The following is a 19,590-nucleotide window of genomic DNA, read 5'->3' as shown; positions in this document are numbered from 1 at the left end:
TTCACTGAATACTTCTGTCGTTTCCTCAAAATTAACGCTAGAATTCAGGTAGCTATCATGCCGATTTTACTTAAAGAAGGCTGACCACACGTTCTTTACGGTTTAAGGGTTCCATGCACCACCAATCCACACATTCTGATTCGCAATCGCGCTGGAATCAGGGGCTGGGTGTCTCTACGCTGGTTCATCTACTCATTATCGGCAGCCTTTCACTGATCTTCGAATATCAGATCGGAACAGAGTTTTCAGCAGAGTCAGATGCGATTCAGACTCGTTGGGTGCCGGCACAAAATCAACTCGAACCAGAAGTACTTGAACTGGTCCCAGTTACGAAACAGAAAGAGAGCACCAGCAGCTCTGCCCTGCTTTCAAAATTACCACCGCTCGTAGAGCGTTCTTCCGCACCAGATCCTGAATCACGATCATCTTATCTTCAGGGGCCACTCCCTCAGGTGACACAGTATGAAGAAGCACTGACGACAAAATACGGCTCAGAAATCGTGGGTGCACTGCTGACCACAACGGCCCTTGGAAACGCAGGTGACGGTTCTGGTCCGGGAAACGGTAATGGGAAATTCTTTGGAATCAATCCACAGAGTAAAAAGATTGTGTACGTGGTTGATTCATCCAATAGTATGAATTTCCCCCATGAAAGTGAGGGAAAAACCAGACTGGGGCGGGTCAAACTCGAACTGGCACGCGCGATACACTCCATGAGCGAAGACCAGCAGTTTTTTGTGATCTTCTTCAATGACATTGCCATCCCCATGCCCGCCCGTGAATTGCAACCCGCTACGAATGAGGCCAAACAGAAATACCTGACCTGGGTAGCCCGCGTGCCCGGCATCGGCATGACAGAACCATACCAGGCATTACAGCTGGCCTTAAAATTGCAACCGGATACGATTTACTTTCTGACCGACGGTCAGTTCGACCCTGTGATCGTGAAGTCCTTCAATAAAGTCGCTGCACAGAGATACCACAATCACAAAGTTACGGTGAATGGAATTTGCTTTGGTAACCTTGAGGGAGAACAGGCCATTCGGGAACTGTCGGAAAATAATTCCGGGACATTCACCTTTATTCCCTGATCCCAGGCCCCACTACAGAACAAACACACACCAAAGCATGTCTCTCATAGATTCTTTAGTGCCATTCATTATCTAAGTCTTTACAGATAAATGCTTTTTGGAATAGTATGCTCTCTTGCTTTTCTATCATTGCTTTTTTTCGCGTGATATTTTCGGTCGCACTTCGCCCTCTTTGAAGTGAGCATTTTGATTGCTTTTCCTTCAAATAAGTTTCCCGAGCTCGTTATCCGATTCAGTCTGATTGAATCCCAGATAATTTAACAGACAATTTAAACGAGCCGTAAGAAAACCTGGATCACTTAACAACATGAACTCAACGATCACCGCCAAAACACAACCACGAAAACGCGGTGTACGCAAAGGGACGCTGAACTCGCCTTCCTTTCTGGCCTTACTGGCAACTCAGTTTCTGGGAGCAATGAATGACAATATGTTTCGCTGGTTCATCATTCCCATTGCCAAACCAGAGATTGGTGATGCGAATGCCCTTTCCCTAGGGTTGGCGTGCTTTACGCTCCCCTACCTGCTGCTGGCCAGCGTCGCCGGTTATCTGGCAGACCGTTTCAGTAAACGCACCGTTATTATCGCCTGCAAAGTGGCAGAAATCATCATTATGATTGCGGGGGTCTGTGCCGTTCAGATCGGCAATCTCTATCTGCTGTTTTTCATCGTGGCTCTCATGGGCTGTCAAAGCGCACTCTTCGGTCCTGCTAAATTCGGCAGTATCCCCGAAATGTTGCGAGATAATCGTCTTTCACGCGGCAACGGTATCATGGGATTGACTACCGTCGTGTCTTCGGCCCTGGGATTTATCGCAGGTAATTACCTGTACCATTTTACGCAACCCAGTCTCTCCAACCCGGGCTCATTTAGTGATATCAGCTTCGCCGCTTTCACCCTGGTGGGAGTCGCTATACTGGGAACAATCGCCAGCCTGAAAATCAGGAAGCTGGAACCGGCTGCCCCCGATCGTGGGTTTCCCTATAATCCAGCAAAAGAGACCTGGCATCAATTGCAGCTGCTCACCAGCAGTACCCCCCTGCTGAGAACCGCTTTGGGAGTCGCTTTTTTCTGGATGCTTGCTTCACTGGCACAGATGAATGTGGATACGTACGGCATCAATGAACTGAATCTGACTCAGAAAGATATCGGCCCTCTCCTGGGGATCCTTGTTTTCGGCGTTGCCCTGGGTAGTATGCTCGCGGGAATCTGGTCTGCAGGACGCATCGAACTGGGAATTGTTCCACTGGGAGCTGCCGGGATCGTCATGACCTCCCTACTGCTCTACTTCACTGGAAACAGCGTCATCCCCGGATCCGAATCGAACTCACAACTGCTGTACAGCCTCTCGCTGTTGTGGCTGTTTCTACTGGGTGTCAGTTCCGGACTGTTTGACATTCCTCTGGAAACATTTCTGCAACATCGTAGCGATGTCGAAACCCGGGGCAGCATCTTGGCGGCTGCCAACTTCCTGGCATTTCTGTTTATCCTGATTGCCTCCTTTGGTTTCTGGGTGATGCAGGCAAAACTTGAAATGACAGCCAGCCAGATCTTCATGGTTCTGGGGCTGCTCACAATCCCGGTAGGCATCTACATTTTCAAGCTGCTCCCCAATGCCACCATTCGCTTCATGGTCTGGCTGGTCAGTTGTACGATCTATAAACTGCGTGTGAAGGGACTCAAAAACCTGCCTCCCAAAGGGGGGGCCTTGCTGGTCGCCAATCATGTCTCCTGGCTGGATGGCGTGTTCCTGATTCTGACATCCTCGCGTCCGGTCCGTATGATTGCTTATTCCACTTATGTTCAGGGCCCCTGGGTCGCCTGGCTCACGAAGATGTATAATACGATCCCCATCAATGTGGAAGATGGTCCAAAAGCATTAATGAGATCCATCAAAACCGCTCGATCTGCCATTGAAAATGGAGAATTAGTCTGTATCTTTGCGGAAGGGAAATTAACCCGTTCGGGATACCTGCAGCCTTTTCAATCCGGTCTGATGAAAATTATTAAAGGCACCGGTGCTCCGGTGATCCCTGTCTACATTGATGAACTCTGGGGGAGTATCTTTAGTTTTCATGGCGGAAAATTTTTCTGGAAAAAACCCCGCCGGTGGCCTTACCCTGTCTCAATTCGCTTCGGGAAGCCCATTCTTCATCCGGAGAATGAAAAGCACGTCCGTAAGGCAGTGCAAAACCTGGGAGTCGAATCTGCCAATTTTCGAAAGACATATCAAATGATAGCGCCGAGATTGTTTCTGAGAAAATGTAAGAGTCGACGATTCCAGCAAAAAGTTTCTGACTCAACAGGGGTAGAACTGACTGGCGGAAAATTATTGACCGGCGCGCTCCTGATGAGGCGACTGCTCAACAAATACGTTCTGAAGCAAGATGAAAAAATGGTCGGCGTACTGCTGCCTCCCTCCGTTGGTGGGTCTGCTGTGAATGCCAGCCTCGCGATCTCAGGCCGCGTGCCTATCAATCTGAACTACACCCTTTCTGACAGTGATATCAATTACTGTATCAGGGAAGCAGGTATTAAGACCGTACTGACCAGCAGTAAGTTCCTGGAAAAAAAGCCCATCGAAATGGAAGCCAATGTGGTCCTGGTCGATGAGATCAAACTCAAAGCATCCCTGCTCGACAAACTCATTTGCCTGTTCATGGCATTTATCGTCCCAGCCTGGTTGATTGAACGCATTATTGGCCTGACTCAAGTCAGCTCAGACGATCTGAGTACGGTCATCTTCACTTCCGGTTCAACGGGACGCCCCAAGGGAGTCATGCTGACCCATCATAACATCATTTCCAATATCAACTCAGCCGACGACCTGCTGCAACTCGCCCCCCGAGATTGTATTCTGGGAATCCTGCCTTTCTTTCATTCGTTTGGGTACACGATTGCACTCTGGATGCCCTTCGTCAGAAACATGCGATCCTGTTACCACTTTAATCCCACCGATGCCCGCACCGTGGGGAAAATGATTGAGAAATATAAAGTCACACTCTTCACATCCACGCCTACGTTTCTCAGGCACTATTTGAAACGCTGCACTCAGGAACAATTCAAATCGCTGGACATCGTGATTACCGGTGCAGAAAAATTGCCTCAGAGTCTGGCGAAAGAATTTGAAGCGAAATTTGGCATTTTCCCGACCGAAGGTTACGGTACAACAGAACTGTCCCCCGTCGCTGCGGTCAATGTCCCTCCCACACGGCAGTTGGACCCGACGGAAGTCAGTGCCAAACCCGGAACCGTAGGTCGCCCGATCCCCTGTGTGATGGCCAAAACGGTTGACCCCGATACCAATGAAGATCTTCCTGAAGGACAGGAAGGCCTGCTGTTTATCAAGGGGCCTAATGTCATGAAAGGCTATCTGAATAATCCGGAGAAAACGGCAGAGGTCATTATTGACGGCTGGTATAATACCGGTGACTTTGCCACCATCGATGAGGAAGGATTTGTCACGATCACCGGCAGGCAGACCCGCTTCTCCAAAATTGGTGGAGAAATGGTCCCGCATCTCAGGATTGAAGAACTCATCAATGATATTGTGAGTAACCCGGAGGAAGATGAACCCGAAGTGCAGATCGCTGTGACTTCCGTTCCCGACACCAAAAAAGGGGAACGCCTGATCGTCCTGCATAAACCGCTGCAAATTTCAGTCGACGAGATCCTCAAACAACTCGCCAGCGAAAATCTGCCGAATCTCTGGATGCCTTCCAGCGACAGTTTTCTGGAAGTAGATGCGATCCCTCTGCTGGGGACCGGCAAACTCGATCTGGCAAAAATCAAACAGGTCGCCGGTGAAGCCTTTGCAGCCGAAGTCACCAACTGATATTATGGTGTATACTTTACATGCTTTAGCGATGTGCATTCCACACATCTTTCGCTTTCGCAACAACTTATGCAAGTTTTCTGAAAACTGCGTTAGGTTTTGGGGTCTCAAGAGTCCATTAGTGTAAAGAACGGGCCATTGTATAGTAAATTCACTTTTTAGCGTGAAATTACTATGTTATTACCGTTTAGCGATAGTGTAAGCGATAAGGAAGCAGGCATGATAAATCAAAAAGTCAAATTGACGGAGCGACAACTGGCAATCTATCAATTTCTGAAAGACAAAATTGTCAACCGCGGTTATGGCCCCACGGTCCGGGAAATTGGTGATGCATTTGATATCCGATCCCCCAACGGGGTCATGGGACACTTAAAAGCCCTGGAACGCAAAGGGCTGATCAAACGCAAATCCCATATTTCCCGATCTATTCAACTCTGTGACAATGCACAGAAACCGGCAAATGTTACTTTCTCCGGTTCGCTACAGGCTGGTACACCAATCATTCCACCTGCAGCAGATGACTCACAGGTTGATTTCAGCTCTCTGTTCGAAAGTGGCGACAATTTCTGCCTGAAAGTCAAAGGCACATCCATGATTGAAGCACAAATTCAAGATGGAGATTTTGTTGTTGTCAAAAAACAGGACACCTGTCAGCAGGGCGAGATCGTCGTTGCACTGGTTGACAATCAGGAAGCCACATTGAAACGCTTCTACCAGGAAGCAGACCGTGTGCGACTCGAACCTGCCAACTCGACCATGTCCCCCATCTATTCCACCGATGTCAAAGTACTGGGCGTCGTTAAAGGGGTCATCCGCAAATTTAACTGAGAGTCCCTGGTCTGGCTAATCCAGGCCAGTCAGTGTCGCCATCTGAGTTCGAGCCAGGGTAATCAACATCGTTGCCGGCAGTGGTTCTGCCCCAAGCTGACGCAGCATGTTGACGACCTGCGCTGTCGTATATTGCGCATGCGTACAAACATGTAGCAGGATGTCTTCACGGCGGGTCTGGTGGACGCGTCCTTTTCCACTGCTCGTACTCCGTTTACCGACCAGATCATCCAGCGTCTCTGGAGAAAGCTGCTCCAGATACTGAATCCACCGCTGTTCCTGCTCATTCCATTTCTTCGCTAGCTCTTGCAGTGATTCGATTCCACCGGTCCCAAGTTGATTGCCCGGCAGAGCGTCAGCCAAATCGCCAGGTAAAACAGGCGACTCGTTACCCAGCAACGCTTCCAGCCAGACATACTCCGCCGCATACAGATGCAGCAGCGAATTCCAGACCGTCCCCTGACCGATGGAAAATCTCTGATGGAGCTGTTCTTCTGAAAGTGCGGCTGCAGAGCCCAATAAAGCCTGGTTCACCCACCTCCGGTGTTCGTGTAAACGCGTTATTAGTCGAACTGCCATAGAATCCCTCTGAACGAATTAAGCGAATTTTGAATATGTAACTGGTGAATGACGAGATATCTGTTTCTGTTCATAGAGTCAGAGCGGAATTTCACTCCTGGGGTTCACAGTTCAGCTGTATAATTGCCTGACACCACACACTGTTTCTACTTGCGATGACCTGTTTTTGTTTTTTCAGCACGATTTTTGAGCGTTTTTTTATTTAGATTGTTTCTCAGCTCTTGAATTGCCGAAACTATTTTCTATCCTTAGCCTTAGATTCAGCGGGAATCAACACCAACCAGGGGGGATTAGCTCAGTTGGGAGAGCGTTTGGCTGGCAGCCAAAAGGTCACCGGTTCGAGCCCGGTATCCTCCACTCAAAGCCACTTGCAGTATTCTGCAGGTGGCTTTTTTGTTTCTTCGACATCATTTCAAAAACACATCTCGAATTAGAATGCGCCCAGTTTTATGGTAGCGTCTCCAGTGCTGTTCGGCCCGCGAATATTAAATTGAGAGACGCTATGGTTAAATGGGATGGGTTCTAGTAACTCCATCCATTCGCCGACAATAGCGGTTGAACGCTACTCCGTTTTTTACAACTTTCACCAATCGCATCACTTAAGAGAAAAGCCATTCATATAGAATTCATCTTTAAGCGGTTGCAGTGCAAGAATCAGAGAAGGATAATATCCATCTCAAAAGGCAGATAAACGGGGCTCACCCCCACAAAGGCTCATCAGATTTCATTCGCTGACAGAATTCCTGCATCCATGAATTTACACGAAATCGAAGTGGAAGTCCGCTACCTGACAACTGCAGAGGGTGGTCGACAGAACGGGGTCTTTAGTGGGTACAGAGGACAGTTTTATTATAATGGGGGTGATTACGACGGCCCACAGTTCTTTCCGGATCTTACAGAAGGAATGCTGCTTGAACTGGGTGTAACTGTGCGAGCGTTCGTTCGGTTCCCACAAAAACGGTGGGATGAATTTCATTCGCAACAGATCAAGGAAGGGATGGATTTTCTAATTCGCGAAGGCGCAAAAGTCGTGGGACGAGGGACCGTTAAGAAAGTTTAAGTGATTTTTCATTCTCGATATTTGCAGAAGCCGTCTAGTTGTTAAGGAGATATGAGAATGAATGTTTCAAATTCCCTCGAAGTAATTCAACAGTTCCATCGCAGAAAATTTACCGGACCTGAAAATTATGCAGCGGTCTCAAAAGCAGCCAGGCAGGCGTACCAGACTCTCTCTAAAGATGAAGTGGAATTCCTGGTCTTAATGGCACTCACTGATGATAAGAATCTTCAAAATATTCTGGCTTGCCTGGCATGCCTGAATCCGGGTTGCCTGAAAGATTTTCACCAGACATTGATCGAACAGGAAGCTTTCAATCCATCTGAAATCTATTTTGAAGCTAATCATGACGTGACCTCAATACTCATCAGGCTTGTGACAAAGTCAAATGAGATGATGCAGCGGAGTTGTTTATTATCATGCTTGGCGTGGGCTGGAAATGGATATGTGCAAAAGCAGTTTTCGGACTGGAAACAGTCTCCTCCCGAATGGGTTTCTATGCTTTATGTTCCACCGCATCAATATACTTATCAGGCAGGCTGGGAACTATTGTCCAATGGAACGCGGCAGGATTTGTTCTTTGAGACCACCTTACCACTCGTCATACCAGAGGAAGCCCCTTGCAGTAATGACTCGGTTCAAACGGGTATCCCAGCGGAACAACATTGTCCCTGGTGCGAGCGTCAACTTGTCTCCTTACTGGAGTTAGATCTCACCAGCGATGAACTTGCCTTTTTGAATCTTGTGGGGAAATCTCTGCGTTTCACAACTTGTGATGTATGTGCCTGCTACGGCACTCTCTTTTCCAAAGTAGATCGGCAGGGAAATTCATCCTGGCATGCAGCAAACACTCGTCCGGGTTATTTACCCGATGACACCTCTGACTGGGGAGCTTTTCCCATAAAACCACTTGTGCTTTCCGGCCAGGAGCGACACTTTATGGAATCGGCTGACTGGTGTAGTTTACCGGCGATCAATTTCTCTCAAGTTGGCGGCCTGCCATCGTGGATTCAGGATGACAGCTACCCTGATTGCCCGGAATGCTCCAGGAAAATGAAGTTCGTCAGCCAGATCAGTAACGAAGATTATGAAAAATCCATGGAAGGGATCTACTATCTGCTTTTATGCTGTGATTGCAATGTGACGGCCACCGTTTATCAGCAAAGCTGAATCGGGGATCGTCACAGCAATAGATACAGAAGTTTTATCCAGCATAATCGATTTTAATGTATCAATTCTTAACAATTGGACTCCTGCTGAAATCAACTAACCCTGGCGAACGGATCTATCATAAACGGTCCCGTTAAAACGAAAAAGGTCGGCCAGTTTCCCATCGGAAAGACTGGCCGACCTTCAGCTACCACATGCCCGGTCAGGTGAGCACCGGGGTTACATCTCCCCGGTGAGCCCACATTTGGAGCGCGTCACATTTAGTTATAGCGTCTCTCAATCTAATATACTCGGGCCAACAGCCTGGAGACGCTATAGTAAAACTGGACACAATCTCCTTACTTCTGTTTCACATGGGGAGTGGGAGATGGTTGCGGTTCAGGAATCACTTTCTCTTCTCCAGGCACACAACCGGGGCAATCTGGCCCCTCAATCACATTTTCATGGACTGTCCCTGGTTTACAAAGCTCGCAGGGCTGATCCACTACTTCTGGCTCCAGTACTAAATCTTCGGAGTAACTCCCTTGAGTGCCACCGTAGTTAAGACCGTTGCCCACTACATTACAACTGTTATACCCCAGAACCGCTCCGCCGCGCGGATAGTTGTAGTAACATGATCCTGAATAGAAAGCTTTAAACTTGCCAAAATAGCTTTGCGAATAATATCCACTGTAAGCGTAACTTTGATTCAGTGAAGAAATCGCAGTCCCGATATCGGAAAATTCACTGATAACGGCCGTCTGAACATAACTTAAGCCGACAATCATCGCCAGGACGGCAACGGTCAGGATGATGACCAGTTCGGCCGAGAGAACGAATCCACCCTCATCGTTCCAGAACTGAGTTACAAATTGATGCATGGGAAGCTCCTTTTTTATCTTGATATTCCGCGTTTTAATTGAAACGTCTGCTTGATCCGCCCTGAAGAATCACTCCAGCGCGTACAGGATTCAACAGCACGAAGTCAACCTGACTGTTAACTGCATTGATCGTTGCTGTTGCACAATAAATTGTTCTTTTCTCAGGGACATTTCCCTGTCACTGACACTGTTGATCGATTGAAAAACGCCGATTGGCTAAAGCGGGAGAGGAAAGTTTCTCAGGCTTTCCTTTTCTGGTTTTCGAGGCGGAACTCAATTACCTCACTCACCATAAAATCAGGGTAAATACCAGAAGTTCTCTCCGCTTCAGTCAATCAGTCATCGGTGGTCTCTCAGGTCACCGACTTGTGTAACGGTCTCTCAGGTCGCCACACACTCTCTCTATACTTTTGATTTCTCCCGTCGCGTTTAGACAGGAGAAGCTATTTGAAAATGGAATAACCGGCATATTCGGCCTTTTCAGTAACTCCCGAATAACCGGCATGCTTGTTACATTAGGCAATATGCGTGCCATGCAAAGAATCATCACTTCAGATATAACCCCAACATTCGACATAAGCCCTATAATCGGAAGAACTTATAAATTCAGAACAAAGCAACTTCTGATAAAATGCGCAAAGGGAAAAGCGTCAGATCAACCTGAAATGTACAGATTGCTTTACATCGGATTTAACGCTTTTGATAAGAAATCTGGTCGTATCGATTTTGACGATCACACAAGTAAAGCAGATGGCAGGCTCAGAATCAGAACCACTGAAAGGTCTATTACCGCCAGGGAAGTAATTTCCTTTGAATCAACTACTTACGGCTGGATTTGATAGTGAAGAGAAGATTTGAAGTGTTCAGGCGAGGATGGATCCCTCAATTCTGAGATAGAATGGAAGCCACAGACCATTCCACCTTATTTCCTTAAAACTTTCACGGACCCCATCTTGTTCATCTTTACACGAGCAGTGTTCTATGGCCAAAATACTGTTCAGGGCCATTACGACTTGGATCGGCCTAACGCTCTATCAAGCAGTTGAGAAAAGAGAACCATGAAGAATCAGACGCATTTGAAGTATTCAGGAGTGATGTTACTGTCACTGGTCTGCCTGGCGAGTTCATGCCAAAAGTCTGAACGGGACTTACTCGTCGGTCGCTGGCAGAACTCCAGTGGGCCTAACATGATTTTCAATAAGGACGGAAGCGTCTACAGCGTGCATCAGGGGCAACGACGCAAGGGAGCCTATTACCTTGATGTAGAAGCGAAACCTCATCAAATGATCCTCGATATGAGGAAAACCAACATCAATGCGGTATTATTCTTTGATTTCAAAGCTTTCTCGGAGAAACACTTCGAGTTGACTCCGACCTATGTGCAGAGAACCGGGGGAAAGAAAAAGGAGTCTGAGCAGAAACGAAAATTGCTGTTTCAGAAGATCGATCCGAATGACCCTACCATGGGCATCAACCGATTTACCGCAAAAGCGACTCCCTCAGAAGCCCCATAAGCAACCGTTTCGATCGAGTTAGAACAAACGTGTATAGAAAAAGCAGCAGACGTCGGTTGGCGTCTGCTGCTTTTGTTTGTGTTTTATCAATTCTATTATTCAGCACTGCGGACGTTTGTCAGCGATTCCGAACTTTGAACCGTTTCGAAAAATGAGCTATCTGCTGAAGGAATATAGTCATCATTACTGATATGCATCGGAGGCTCGAATCCCTGAATAGGCAGTTCCTGAACAGCGGAAATCTGAGCAACAGATTGTTCCATTGCTCCGATCGCTTCTGCATCAGCTTCTGTGATGATTCGGAATTCTGACTCATCTGCTTCAGAAAGACTCGGCTCTTCAGATACCGTAACGACTTCTTCAGACACCAGTGTATTTGTATCAACTGGTGCGGTGGCAGTATTCTGTGCAACCTGAACTTCCGGTTGAGACATTGCTTTTTGCATCTGTTGTTTCTGCAGCTTGGCAACCTGCACCACGGCTTCTTTAATCGAATCCAGATCTGGATTGATTTCTAAAGCGCGGTGATAGTGCTGGGCGGCGTCATCCAGCTTTCCTTTCTGCAGGCAGATGTATCCCAGATTTGCATGAGCCTCTTCAGCACTCATGACAGAGCGGGCCACCTGGTAAGCTTCATCCATCCGTCCCTGATGCCCTAATACCAGGCTCAAGTTATTGAAGGAGCGTTTGGTGCTGGGATCACGCTTGATAGATTCTTCCAGAGCAATCTCGGCTGCAGGAAGATCATTCTGAAGATACAGGGCATACCCCAGGTCTGTCAGATATTTGGGATTCTCGGGCTGAACCTTGACTGCTTCCATCAAATATTTTGTAGCAGTTTCATGTCGACCCATTTTTGAATTGACGATCCCCATCCGATGCAAAGCAACGGAGTTCTGGGGATTTCGCTGCAACATGACACGATAAGTCTGCTCGGCTTTCACGAACTGGCCTTTTTCTTCAGCCTGTCTTGCCATCATCATTTGGGGAGACTCATCGATTGGCAACTTCAGGCCATTGCCCACCACGTTGTACGAGTGAGAACATCCCGTTGTCAAAAGAGCGGCCACTCCCGAAAAGAGCACCACAGTCCACATTGTTGAGTTTCGCATTCCATTACCTCACAAAATCTAATTGTGATTTTTCACTATCCATTGTGAGAAACACTCAGACCATCCTGGGCAGACACAAGTATAAAAACAGGCATTATTGACCTGAAAGTGACTCGAAATTGAATCCATTCCATATTCAATCCCAGTGAGATTATTTAGTGTAGATTCTATCTACAAAACACCGGGTCTTCTTTACATTTATCGACCATGATTAAGACTTAGATGAAAGAACTCGCAGAATACCGGAACTCTTCGTGAATTCCCATCTGGAGCAAACCCTATAAGTTCACATTGAAGCACTTGTCGGCAGAATCTGCCGATTGAAAGCAGCAAGATGCATCTAGATCGTGTCACAGACAATCGTAGCGACTCTCAATCTAATATACTCAGGCCAAACATCTCTGAAGACACTACAGTAAAACTGGACACAGTCTATACCGCGTGAACGTCTGGGAAATTGAACCTGTCACCCAGACAACCGATTCTCGGGTTGAACCGGTATCAGGCAGCCAGGCCGCTCGTTTAGGTTTCCGATTCGTCAGGGGCCACTTTTTCAAACTCGGGCAATACCTCAAACCCCAGCAGTGTTTCCACCTCTTCCGCCAGTAAACAGAGTCGCCCCAGAACCCGATGATTCAAGGCCATCAAATTCTCAAACAGAGCTTCGGCAGCCCCCAGAAGTTCTCCTGGATTATTCGATTCCGGAATCTTCGCCAGCGCAAATTCTGCGATCGAAATATCGACACGAGAATGTTCAAACGGGTACAGCAAACGCTTAAAGCGATTATAAATCGAATTCAATAACGTCTCCATTTTTTCCATTTCGGAAAGTACCACTTCGCAATATTTATCATCAGTACGTAATTCATCAAAAAACCGCAGTAACACCTGAAGAGCGACCGAGTTCATATGCAGTTCCCATAAACGGCTGATTTGTGAACTGGTAGCCTGCAGCGCCAGAAGTAGATCACGCAAGTCACGCTCCCAGAGAGCGGCGTCAGCTATCTGCGTCTGTACTTTCGGTATATAAAACAGTTGTAAGGCCCGCTCAAGTCGATTCACAATCAATGTTTCATACTTTTCCAGTTCGACGCGTGTTCCGACTTTCTTCCGTTCAAGACCCTGTTTTGCATTGATGACCTTATCGTAATTTTTCAACGACTTGAAAAAAGGATCATCAACATTCAGCTTGAGCCGCGCACGTACTGCTACCTCAGCCATCGTCACACTCATTGATTTTGACTCATACTCCCGATACTCATCCACAAACGATTGATACTTCTCCCGATATTTCAACAGCTTCTCTCGACTGCTTTTCAGATCCTGCGCACACTGTTTTGCATCTTCCGGCGCCCGAACTGCAGACTCGGAAAATAACAGGGGCCGGTTGGGGTAAATTGCTCCCTGATAAAATCTCTGTACCGCTTTGTGTGACTCATTTTCTGCATCCTGGCGGACCAGCAGTTCATCCACTGAATGCAGGTCCTCACGTGGAATCTTCTTGCCAAACACACCATAATAAAAATCGCGTGTGACAAATTTTGCTTCGCGGGAAAATTCACTGAATAAAATCGTTGCCGGTGATTTCAACCGGAAGATTCCTTCAGGATCCTCATTCTGAATATTGGCAATTCGCTCCAGCGTTGCGGGATGTGTATCAAACCAGCCGGTCTGTTCCTCTCGAATATGTTTATCTACAGCCCGCTTTACTTCTTCCGGCATCTTGCTCAAATTGATATTGATGAGCGCAGGGAAATTATCAACCAGTCGCCCCTCTGCATAAAACTGTCCCAGATCATTCAACGCCCCCTGGTTTGCTACTCCCAGTAATGCCAACCGTTTACTGGTTGCTGCAAAACAGCGACTGCCCGCCAGTCGTGCCTCGTAACGGTCTGCGTCAAACTCCATCTGCCGCATCAGAAACCCACTCACCAGATGCCCCATCATCATCAGTAACCACAAAATTTTGCGCGTAACCCAGACAAACAGTCTTGCCAGGTGCAGAATCCAACTCACGCGAATGTCGATAGATTGTGACAGATACTCCAGCCGGTCATCCCAGGCATCACGTTCATAAACTACGCGCATGAACCACATATTGATACTGCGAATAATAAATGACAGCCGCATGCCCGCGCCTTGTGAAAAATGTCCAAACTCGTGTGCCAGCACTCCGGAAAACTGCCTGATCGATAAACCGGCAACCAGAGGCATGCCGATCGTCAGCACCAGGTCATTCCCCAGCATACTCAACCAGCCCCGGCGGAAACCAGCGGACGCATTAACCTGAATATCAAGATTGATCTGCACAGGCCGCGGCGCACCAACGGCGTCACAGACCTGATCGACAAACATAAACAGTAATGGCTCCTTCTCCCGTTTCAGCGCACGAAAAGCAGAAGAGTGAGAAGGACGCGAAAAGAGGGGCTTCAGCATGAACATAATGAGAATCACACCCACGACAAGTGGAGCCAGATAGACCAGGAACAGCAGAACCATCCCTTTGCCGCGGTTGCGCGTGGAAGAACTCGAATTGCCGGCTTCAAATAAACCGAGTGAATGGACCGCATGATAATAGACGCCCCAGATCACTCCGCCAATCATCGCGATATAGATGACTGGCAGTAAAATCATCACAAAACTGACTAACAGGGCACACAGGCGATACATCAGCGTGGGAGTAACCGGCTCAATATTCCCCTCAAAAGCCTGCATAATTTTACGAGAAGACAGTTCCTTCACTTCCCGGTCAGTTCGTTTCCGCGGTTTTGAAGTGGAGGACTTGCCTGCTTTGGCGGGGGACTGGAGAGACTGTCTCACTCGACGGGGGTCAGAATTATTCATCACGGTTCCTGTCTCAAACTCGCCACCGTGAAGACGTTCCAAAGCCCCCACATGATCTAACGAACAGAACAATCACTTAACATATAGTAAGTACTCCGATTCGTAAAATCCATGACCAAATTCGGCACCTTAAGACAAATTTAACTCAATACTGACGAGCGGGATCCTGCCGATAAAACATTCGCAGAGTTTCATAAAGATCGAGGGAATATTCCTGCATCAGGCAAGGCTGTTCAAAATAATGTTCTGAACAAACGGCAAAGAATTCAGCAGGATTGGTAGAACCATACGGATCGATAAATGTTTCCTGTCCCTGCTGAACCTGCGAAACCAGCCTCTGAAATTCTCTGGTCATCACTTCATTCCAGCGCCGATATTCTTCGGGACCACTCAGCAGTGGCGTACCATTAAACTGCCGGTCAATGGCATCGTAATAATGAGCGAACTCATGGATTACAACATTTCGGCCATCATCGGGAATCTGCCCTCCTTCCCGAATACTCTCCCACGACAACACGATTGGCCCCTGCCCCCAGGATTCGCCCAGACGGAAGGATGTCCCTTCTGTCAGCACACCAATCGAGTTGAGCATCTCCTCGCGTGCCAGATACGTATCTGGATAGACGAGCACCGTCTGCAGGCGGTCAAAGCAGTCGGTGGCAAATCCCAACGTCAGCAGGCAGGCCTGCCCGGCGATCGTCAGTTTGACTTCTTCCGTGATTTCAAAACCATTACAGCCTTCCCAGTACTTTTCTTGAAAGAAAATCTGCACACGCTGATACAGTAGTGCTCGCTGAGTATCGGTCAACCGGGACAACTGCGAGACATTCTGATCCAGAATCGCTGCCCAGTGGTCCGGCATCGGCGAAGCTAGAATTTTCCTGCGTCTACGGTTCCGCCACCAGGTAAATAACATGAAAAACAATCCTCATCAATGAATCTGAAATCGTAAGCTTGACGTTCGATGTAGAATTCAGGAGCATTATAGTATCAGTGAACTCAAAGCATAGTCCACGAACTATATTCTGAAGTATCTAATTCCATCGAAAGCAGCCATGAAATATCTCGCCCGACTCACGCTCTTCGCCGTATCACTTTGCTTCCTGATGCAAGATCCGATCACACTCTCTGCAGCAGTTCCTGCCAAGCCTAACATCGTCTTTATTCTGGCCGACGATCTGGGCTATGGGGATCTGGGCTGCTACGGGCAGAAAAAAATCAAAACGCCCCGTATTGATCAGATGGCGGCCGAAGGCATGAAGTTCAGCCAGATGTATGCGGGCAGTACCGTGTGTGCCCCTTCAAGATGCGTCCTGATGACAGGTCTGCACATGGGCCACTGCCGCGTCAGAGGCAACACGCGTGTCAAAGAAAATCAATCACTCAAACCCGAAGACGTGACTGTGGCCGAAATACTGAAACAGGCTGGCTACAAGACCGCCCTGACAGGTAAGTGGGGGGTCGGGGAAGAAGGTACACAAGGCGTACCAAACCTGCAGGGTTTCGATTATTTTTATGGCTATCTGAATCAACACAACGCCCACAATTATTATCCTGGTTTCCTCTGGAAGAACGGAAAAAAAGTTTCGCTGAATAATATTGTCGATCCCAAAACGATCAACTCCGACGGGCTGGGTGGCGTTGCGACAAAAAAAGTCGACTATTCGCATGACCTGGTCATGCAGGAAGCACTCGACTTTATTGAGCGGAGTGCCACAGATCCTTTCTTTCTGTATGTGGCCCTGACAATTCCCCATGCCAACAACGAAGCAGGACGCAAAGTGGGCGACGGTCAGGAAGTTCCCGATTACGGCATCTATGAAGACAAGGACTGGAAGAAACAGAACAAAGGTCAGGCCGCGATGATTACCCGCATGGATACCGGCGTCGGCCAGATTCTGGATAAACTCAAGGCACTCAAGATCGACAAAAATACGCTGGTCATTTTCAGTTCAGATAATGGACACCACCGCGAAGGTGGCAATGATCCGGAATTCTTCGATGCCAACGGCCCCCTCAGAGGCATGAAACGCGATCTCTACGAAGGGGGGATCCGCGTGCCTTTCATCGCCTACTGGCCCGGCACAACACCTGCGGATTCTGTTTCTGATCACATCGGCTATTTCGGTGACCTGATGGCGACTGCTGCGGATCTGGCTGATGTCCCCTGCCCGGCTGGACTGGACAGCGTCAGTATCGCTCCCACTCTCACAGGGCATCCTGACCAACAACAGCAGCACGAATTCCTCTACTGGGAATTCTATGAGCAGGGCAGCAAGCAGGCTGTCCGTGCAGGCAAGTGGAAAGCCGTTCGCATGCCCATGCTGACGGGTACGACCGAATTGTATAATCTCGATCAGGATCTGGGAGAGAGCAAAAACCTGGCAGATCAGCATCCGGAACTGGTGAAACAGCTGGAAGCCATGATGCAACAGGCCCATTCAGATGACCCACTCTGGCAGCCCGGTGGAAAAACTCCCAAAAAGCAACCGGCTCCCGGCGATGGCAAACCACGATTTTAACCATCCGTTTCCATTTTTTTCAAAGCTTCAAAAACAGACTGAAAATTCAGTCTGTTTTTTTTGGTATGGATCAAAATCCCAGGATTTCCATCAATCTGAGTATTTTTATTGCGAGAGTCACAATTTAGAAACGTAATATGATCGGGAAAAAATGAAGCAACAGGAACCAGCTCCAGAATAGAAACTCTTAGAAACAAGGAGACGAAATGATGTGTTACACCATCGATCAGGTTGAAGAACCAGAGCAGAGCTCAAATACAATTTGCAGTAGCAATTTCTTTCGGAGGCCTATCAGAGATTAGTATTAGGGAAAGATAAAATTGCTGATATTGACGAGGGATGATCGATTGCTGCTGCAGTCATAGTAGGCAACAGAAGAGGCAGAAACATTAAAGAAACTGACTCCAAACAAAGAATTGCAATATCCATGCACTGGTGCGGTAGCCTGTGCTAAGACAGCAGGAAAGCCCCCAGTGGCCCCACCTGCAAAAGTTGCCTCTGAGGTATCGCCTGCTGGAACATTCACAAACACAGCTGAAGCAGTTGAAGTCTGATTGGTAATCGTATTGCGGAAAGTAACCTCTGCTGTAACCCCAAATTCTCCCCACGAATCACCAACATTACCTTGAGGAGGAGAATAACCAGGTGGTTTTAAATTATTGGTAGAAACTCCAAAGTTTAAAAAATCAGTTTCAGTGAATGAATTTCCGTCAAAATTGATTCTTACGGTTTGATATTGGTTAACCGCTAACAGATTTTCAAATGTAAAACAAATGTCACCATTTCCATTGGGGCAATCCCAGTTGGGTACTCCAGAATTCGTGGGATTAACGTCTAAACCATTGAAAGGAGGGTAAGGAAGCGGTCCACCAGGCGTTAACACCTGAGGGGGATCTGTAGCATCAAAGTATGCGAATGCATTAGCGGGGCCACCAGTCTTGAGTGGCAAAGTAAATGCAACTGAGTCAATAGCTAGATTCGTTCCCGCATCAAAACTCATGAGGATCGAATCTGGATTTACACTACCGTCATTACTGTTATCTGTAATCCTAATAGTAACGTCACCCGCAGCACAACTAGCATCTGCATTTCCATTGAATGTTATGGGAGCTGTTGTGGAATTAATGGCACCAAAGACAAAGTCCCCTGTATCCGAAGCATTTGCATTTGGATTGGCGCCAGTGACAGTACCTAAATTCGTTTGCGGTGTGAAGACAACGCCAAGTATGGGATTGGCAACCGTGTAGGCAACACCAACATCTCGGGGTATGGCTGTCGAACCACTTCCACCGGTCCCCCAATCTTGTGCGGCAGCCAGCGCAGCGGAATCGACCGCACTATTCAATTCGACTTGTGCCTGCCACAAAGTGGCAACTTCCAGCACGACACAGAAAAACACCATCAAAAATGATCCCCAGAGGATCAACCAAAGAATAGCAATTCCGCGCCGGTTCTCTTGAGTTTTACAGTTGGAATGAATTCGCATCATGAGTCTGAGATCAGTCTAATCAATTACTTCAAAAGCGGTTCAGTAGTCCCTGGAATCAAAGTTCGTAGAGATATGTTGTCGATTCTTCAACAACAAAATCGGCCACAGAAAATCCAAAGGTCGATAGAAAGTCCGGTATATTATCACCCAGCCGAACACAGACCGTCGTTCGTACGGATTCATCAACAGATGCCCCTGGCACTTGTGGTAATGCTATCGCAGGGGGACTGCAGTTACAATTGGCCGCAGCAGGATCGGGATCGGCAATCGTCAGTTCGGCTCCCCCATTATCCACATTGTGTTCTAAGATCACACGGCAACTCCCCTGTGGTAACCCACCCACACGAAGCACTCGGTCCACTTGCGTTTTTAATATTCCCATGGGACCAGTGTTTAAGCTATTGATATTTGCCTCAGTAGTTTCCGAAGCGATTTTGGCAGCATAGCGGCTGGCATAGGCGGTCTGCTCGATCACAACATAAATCAAAGATATCTGCACGACAGCAAGCATCATGATCAGAAACGCCGGCATCGTCAGGATTAATTCCAGTACAACAACACCCGAGCGAGGCACTTTTTTCTTATTAAATTGTTGCCTGATTTTCTGCACAGTCAGATTCCATATTATTTCGCAAGACAAATCTTTTAATCATTTCCAGCAAACTAATTGCTCCTATACTAGTTTGGCA

Annotated in this window: 15 protein-coding genes and 1 tRNA gene; 9 read left to right on the top strand and 7 right to left on the bottom strand. The window is 47.7% G+C overall.

All coding sequences use genetic code 11. The features are described 5' to 3' along the window. The first annotated feature begins 113 nt into the window (after positions 1 to 113). The 3 genes from ACN0YH_RS20975 (at position 114) to lexA (ending at position 5,754) form a co-directional block, all read left to right on the top strand. The gene (locus tag ACN0YH_RS20975; protein WP_417381547.1) at positions 114 to 1,091 is read left to right on the top strand and encodes a vWA domain-containing protein; all 978 of its coding nucleotides are present in this window, start codon (positions 114 to 116) and stop codon (positions 1,089 to 1,091) included. A gap of 307 nt (positions 1,092 to 1,398) precedes the next feature. After that, entirely contained in the window at positions 1,399 to 4,926 is a 3,528-nt protein-coding gene (locus ACN0YH_RS20970; RefSeq protein WP_417381546.1) for an acyl-[ACP]--phospholipid O-acyltransferase, read from the top strand. 219 nt (positions 4,927 to 5,145) lie between these two features. Next, positions 5,146 to 5,754, top strand: a complete 609-nt coding sequence (gene lexA / locus ACN0YH_RS20965) for a transcriptional repressor LexA (protein WP_417381545.1) — start codon at positions 5,146 to 5,148, stop codon at positions 5,752 to 5,754. Positions 5,755 to 5,769: 15 nt separating this feature from the next. On the opposite strand, the gene ACN0YH_RS20960 is transcribed toward lexA, so the two are convergent. Beyond that, on the bottom strand, positions 5,770 to 6,333 hold the full coding sequence (locus ACN0YH_RS20960; protein ID WP_417381544.1) for a DinB family protein: 564 nt from the start codon (positions 6,331 to 6,333) through the stop codon (positions 5,770 to 5,772). A 284-nt stretch (positions 6,334 to 6,617) separates the two neighbouring features. Between ACN0YH_RS20960 and ACN0YH_RS20955 the strand changes: the two genes are divergently transcribed. The 3 genes from ACN0YH_RS20955 (at position 6,618) to ACN0YH_RS20945 (ending at position 8,560) form a co-directional block, all read left to right on the top strand. Then, positions 6,618 to 6,690: transfer RNA gene (locus ACN0YH_RS20955), tRNA-Ala, on the top strand. Between the two features lie 394 nt (positions 6,691 to 7,084). Beyond that, positions 7,085 to 7,393, top strand: coding sequence for an elongation factor Tu (locus ACN0YH_RS20950; RefSeq protein WP_417381543.1), 309 nt, complete (start codon positions 7,085 to 7,087; stop codon positions 7,391 to 7,393). A gap of 57 nt (positions 7,394 to 7,450) precedes the next feature. Continuing rightward, positions 7,451 to 8,560, top strand: a complete 1,110-nt coding sequence (locus ACN0YH_RS20945; RefSeq protein ID WP_417381542.1) for a hypothetical protein — start codon at positions 7,451 to 7,453, stop codon at positions 8,558 to 8,560. Between the two features lie 338 nt (positions 8,561 to 8,898). Here the strand turns inward: ACN0YH_RS20945 and ACN0YH_RS20940 are convergent, their stop codons facing one another. Continuing rightward, positions 8,899 to 9,420, bottom strand: coding sequence for a Flp family type IVb pilin (locus ACN0YH_RS20940; RefSeq protein WP_417381541.1), 522 nt, complete (start codon positions 9,418 to 9,420; stop codon positions 8,899 to 8,901). Positions 9,421 to 9,923: 503 nt separating this feature from the next. Here ACN0YH_RS20940 and ACN0YH_RS20935 point away from each other — a divergent pair. Then, positions 9,924 to 10,259 carry a hypothetical protein gene (locus ACN0YH_RS20935; RefSeq protein ID WP_417381540.1) on the top strand — a complete coding sequence of 112 codons (336 nt, stop codon included), beginning with the start codon at positions 9,924 to 9,926 and terminating at the stop codon, positions 10,257 to 10,259. A gap of 219 nt (positions 10,260 to 10,478) precedes the next feature. Beyond that, positions 10,479 to 10,934: a hypothetical protein gene (locus tag ACN0YH_RS20930; RefSeq protein ID WP_417381539.1), complete on the top strand. Its 456-nt coding sequence runs from the start codon at positions 10,479 to 10,481 to the stop codon at positions 10,932 to 10,934. 95 nt (positions 10,935 to 11,029) lie between these two features. On the opposite strand, the gene ACN0YH_RS20925 is transcribed toward ACN0YH_RS20930, so the two are convergent. The 3 genes from ACN0YH_RS20925 to ACN0YH_RS20915 all read right to left on the bottom strand — a co-directional run bounded on the left by ACN0YH_RS20925 (position 11,030) and on the right by ACN0YH_RS20915 (position 15,806). Beyond that, a complete protein-coding gene (locus ACN0YH_RS20925) occupies positions 11,030 to 12,046 on the bottom strand; it encodes a tetratricopeptide repeat protein (RefSeq protein ID WP_417381538.1) in 1,017 nt (338 codons plus the stop codon). Between the two features lie 522 nt (positions 12,047 to 12,568). Then, positions 12,569 to 14,890: a M48 family metalloprotease gene (locus ACN0YH_RS20920; RefSeq protein ID WP_417381537.1), complete on the bottom strand. Its 2,322-nt coding sequence runs from the start codon at positions 14,888 to 14,890 to the stop codon at positions 12,569 to 12,571. Positions 14,891 to 15,035: 145 nt separating this feature from the next. Then, a complete protein-coding gene (locus ACN0YH_RS20915) occupies positions 15,036 to 15,806 on the bottom strand; it encodes a zinc-dependent peptidase (RefSeq protein WP_417381536.1) in 771 nt (256 codons plus the stop codon). 190 nt (positions 15,807 to 15,996) lie between these two features. Between ACN0YH_RS20915 and ACN0YH_RS20910 the strand changes: the two genes are divergently transcribed. Next, positions 15,997 to 17,412, top strand: a complete 1,416-nt coding sequence (locus ACN0YH_RS20910) for an arylsulfatase (protein ID WP_417381654.1) — start codon at positions 15,997 to 15,999, stop codon at positions 17,410 to 17,412. Positions 17,413 to 17,716: 304 nt separating this feature from the next. On the opposite strand, the gene ACN0YH_RS20905 is transcribed toward ACN0YH_RS20910, so the two are convergent. Then, positions 17,717 to 18,901 carry a pilus assembly protein TadG-related protein gene (locus ACN0YH_RS20905; protein ID WP_417381535.1) on the bottom strand — a complete coding sequence of 395 codons (1,185 nt, stop codon included), beginning with the start codon at positions 18,899 to 18,901 and terminating at the stop codon, positions 17,717 to 17,719. Positions 18,902 to 18,956: 55 nt separating this feature from the next. Beyond that, entirely contained in the window at positions 18,957 to 19,511 is a 555-nt protein-coding gene (locus tag ACN0YH_RS20900) for a TadE/TadG family type IV pilus assembly protein (protein WP_417381534.1), read from the bottom strand. Positions 19,512 to 19,590: the final 79 nt, after the last annotated feature.

This window comes from Gimesia sp., assembly GCF_048262075.1.
In the GTDB taxonomy this organism is placed as follows: Bacteria; Planctomycetota; Planctomycetia; order Planctomycetales; family Planctomycetaceae; genus Gimesia.
The sequence above is the reverse complement of the archived record's forward strand: the minus strand, read 5'-3'. Positions and strand labels throughout refer to the sequence as shown.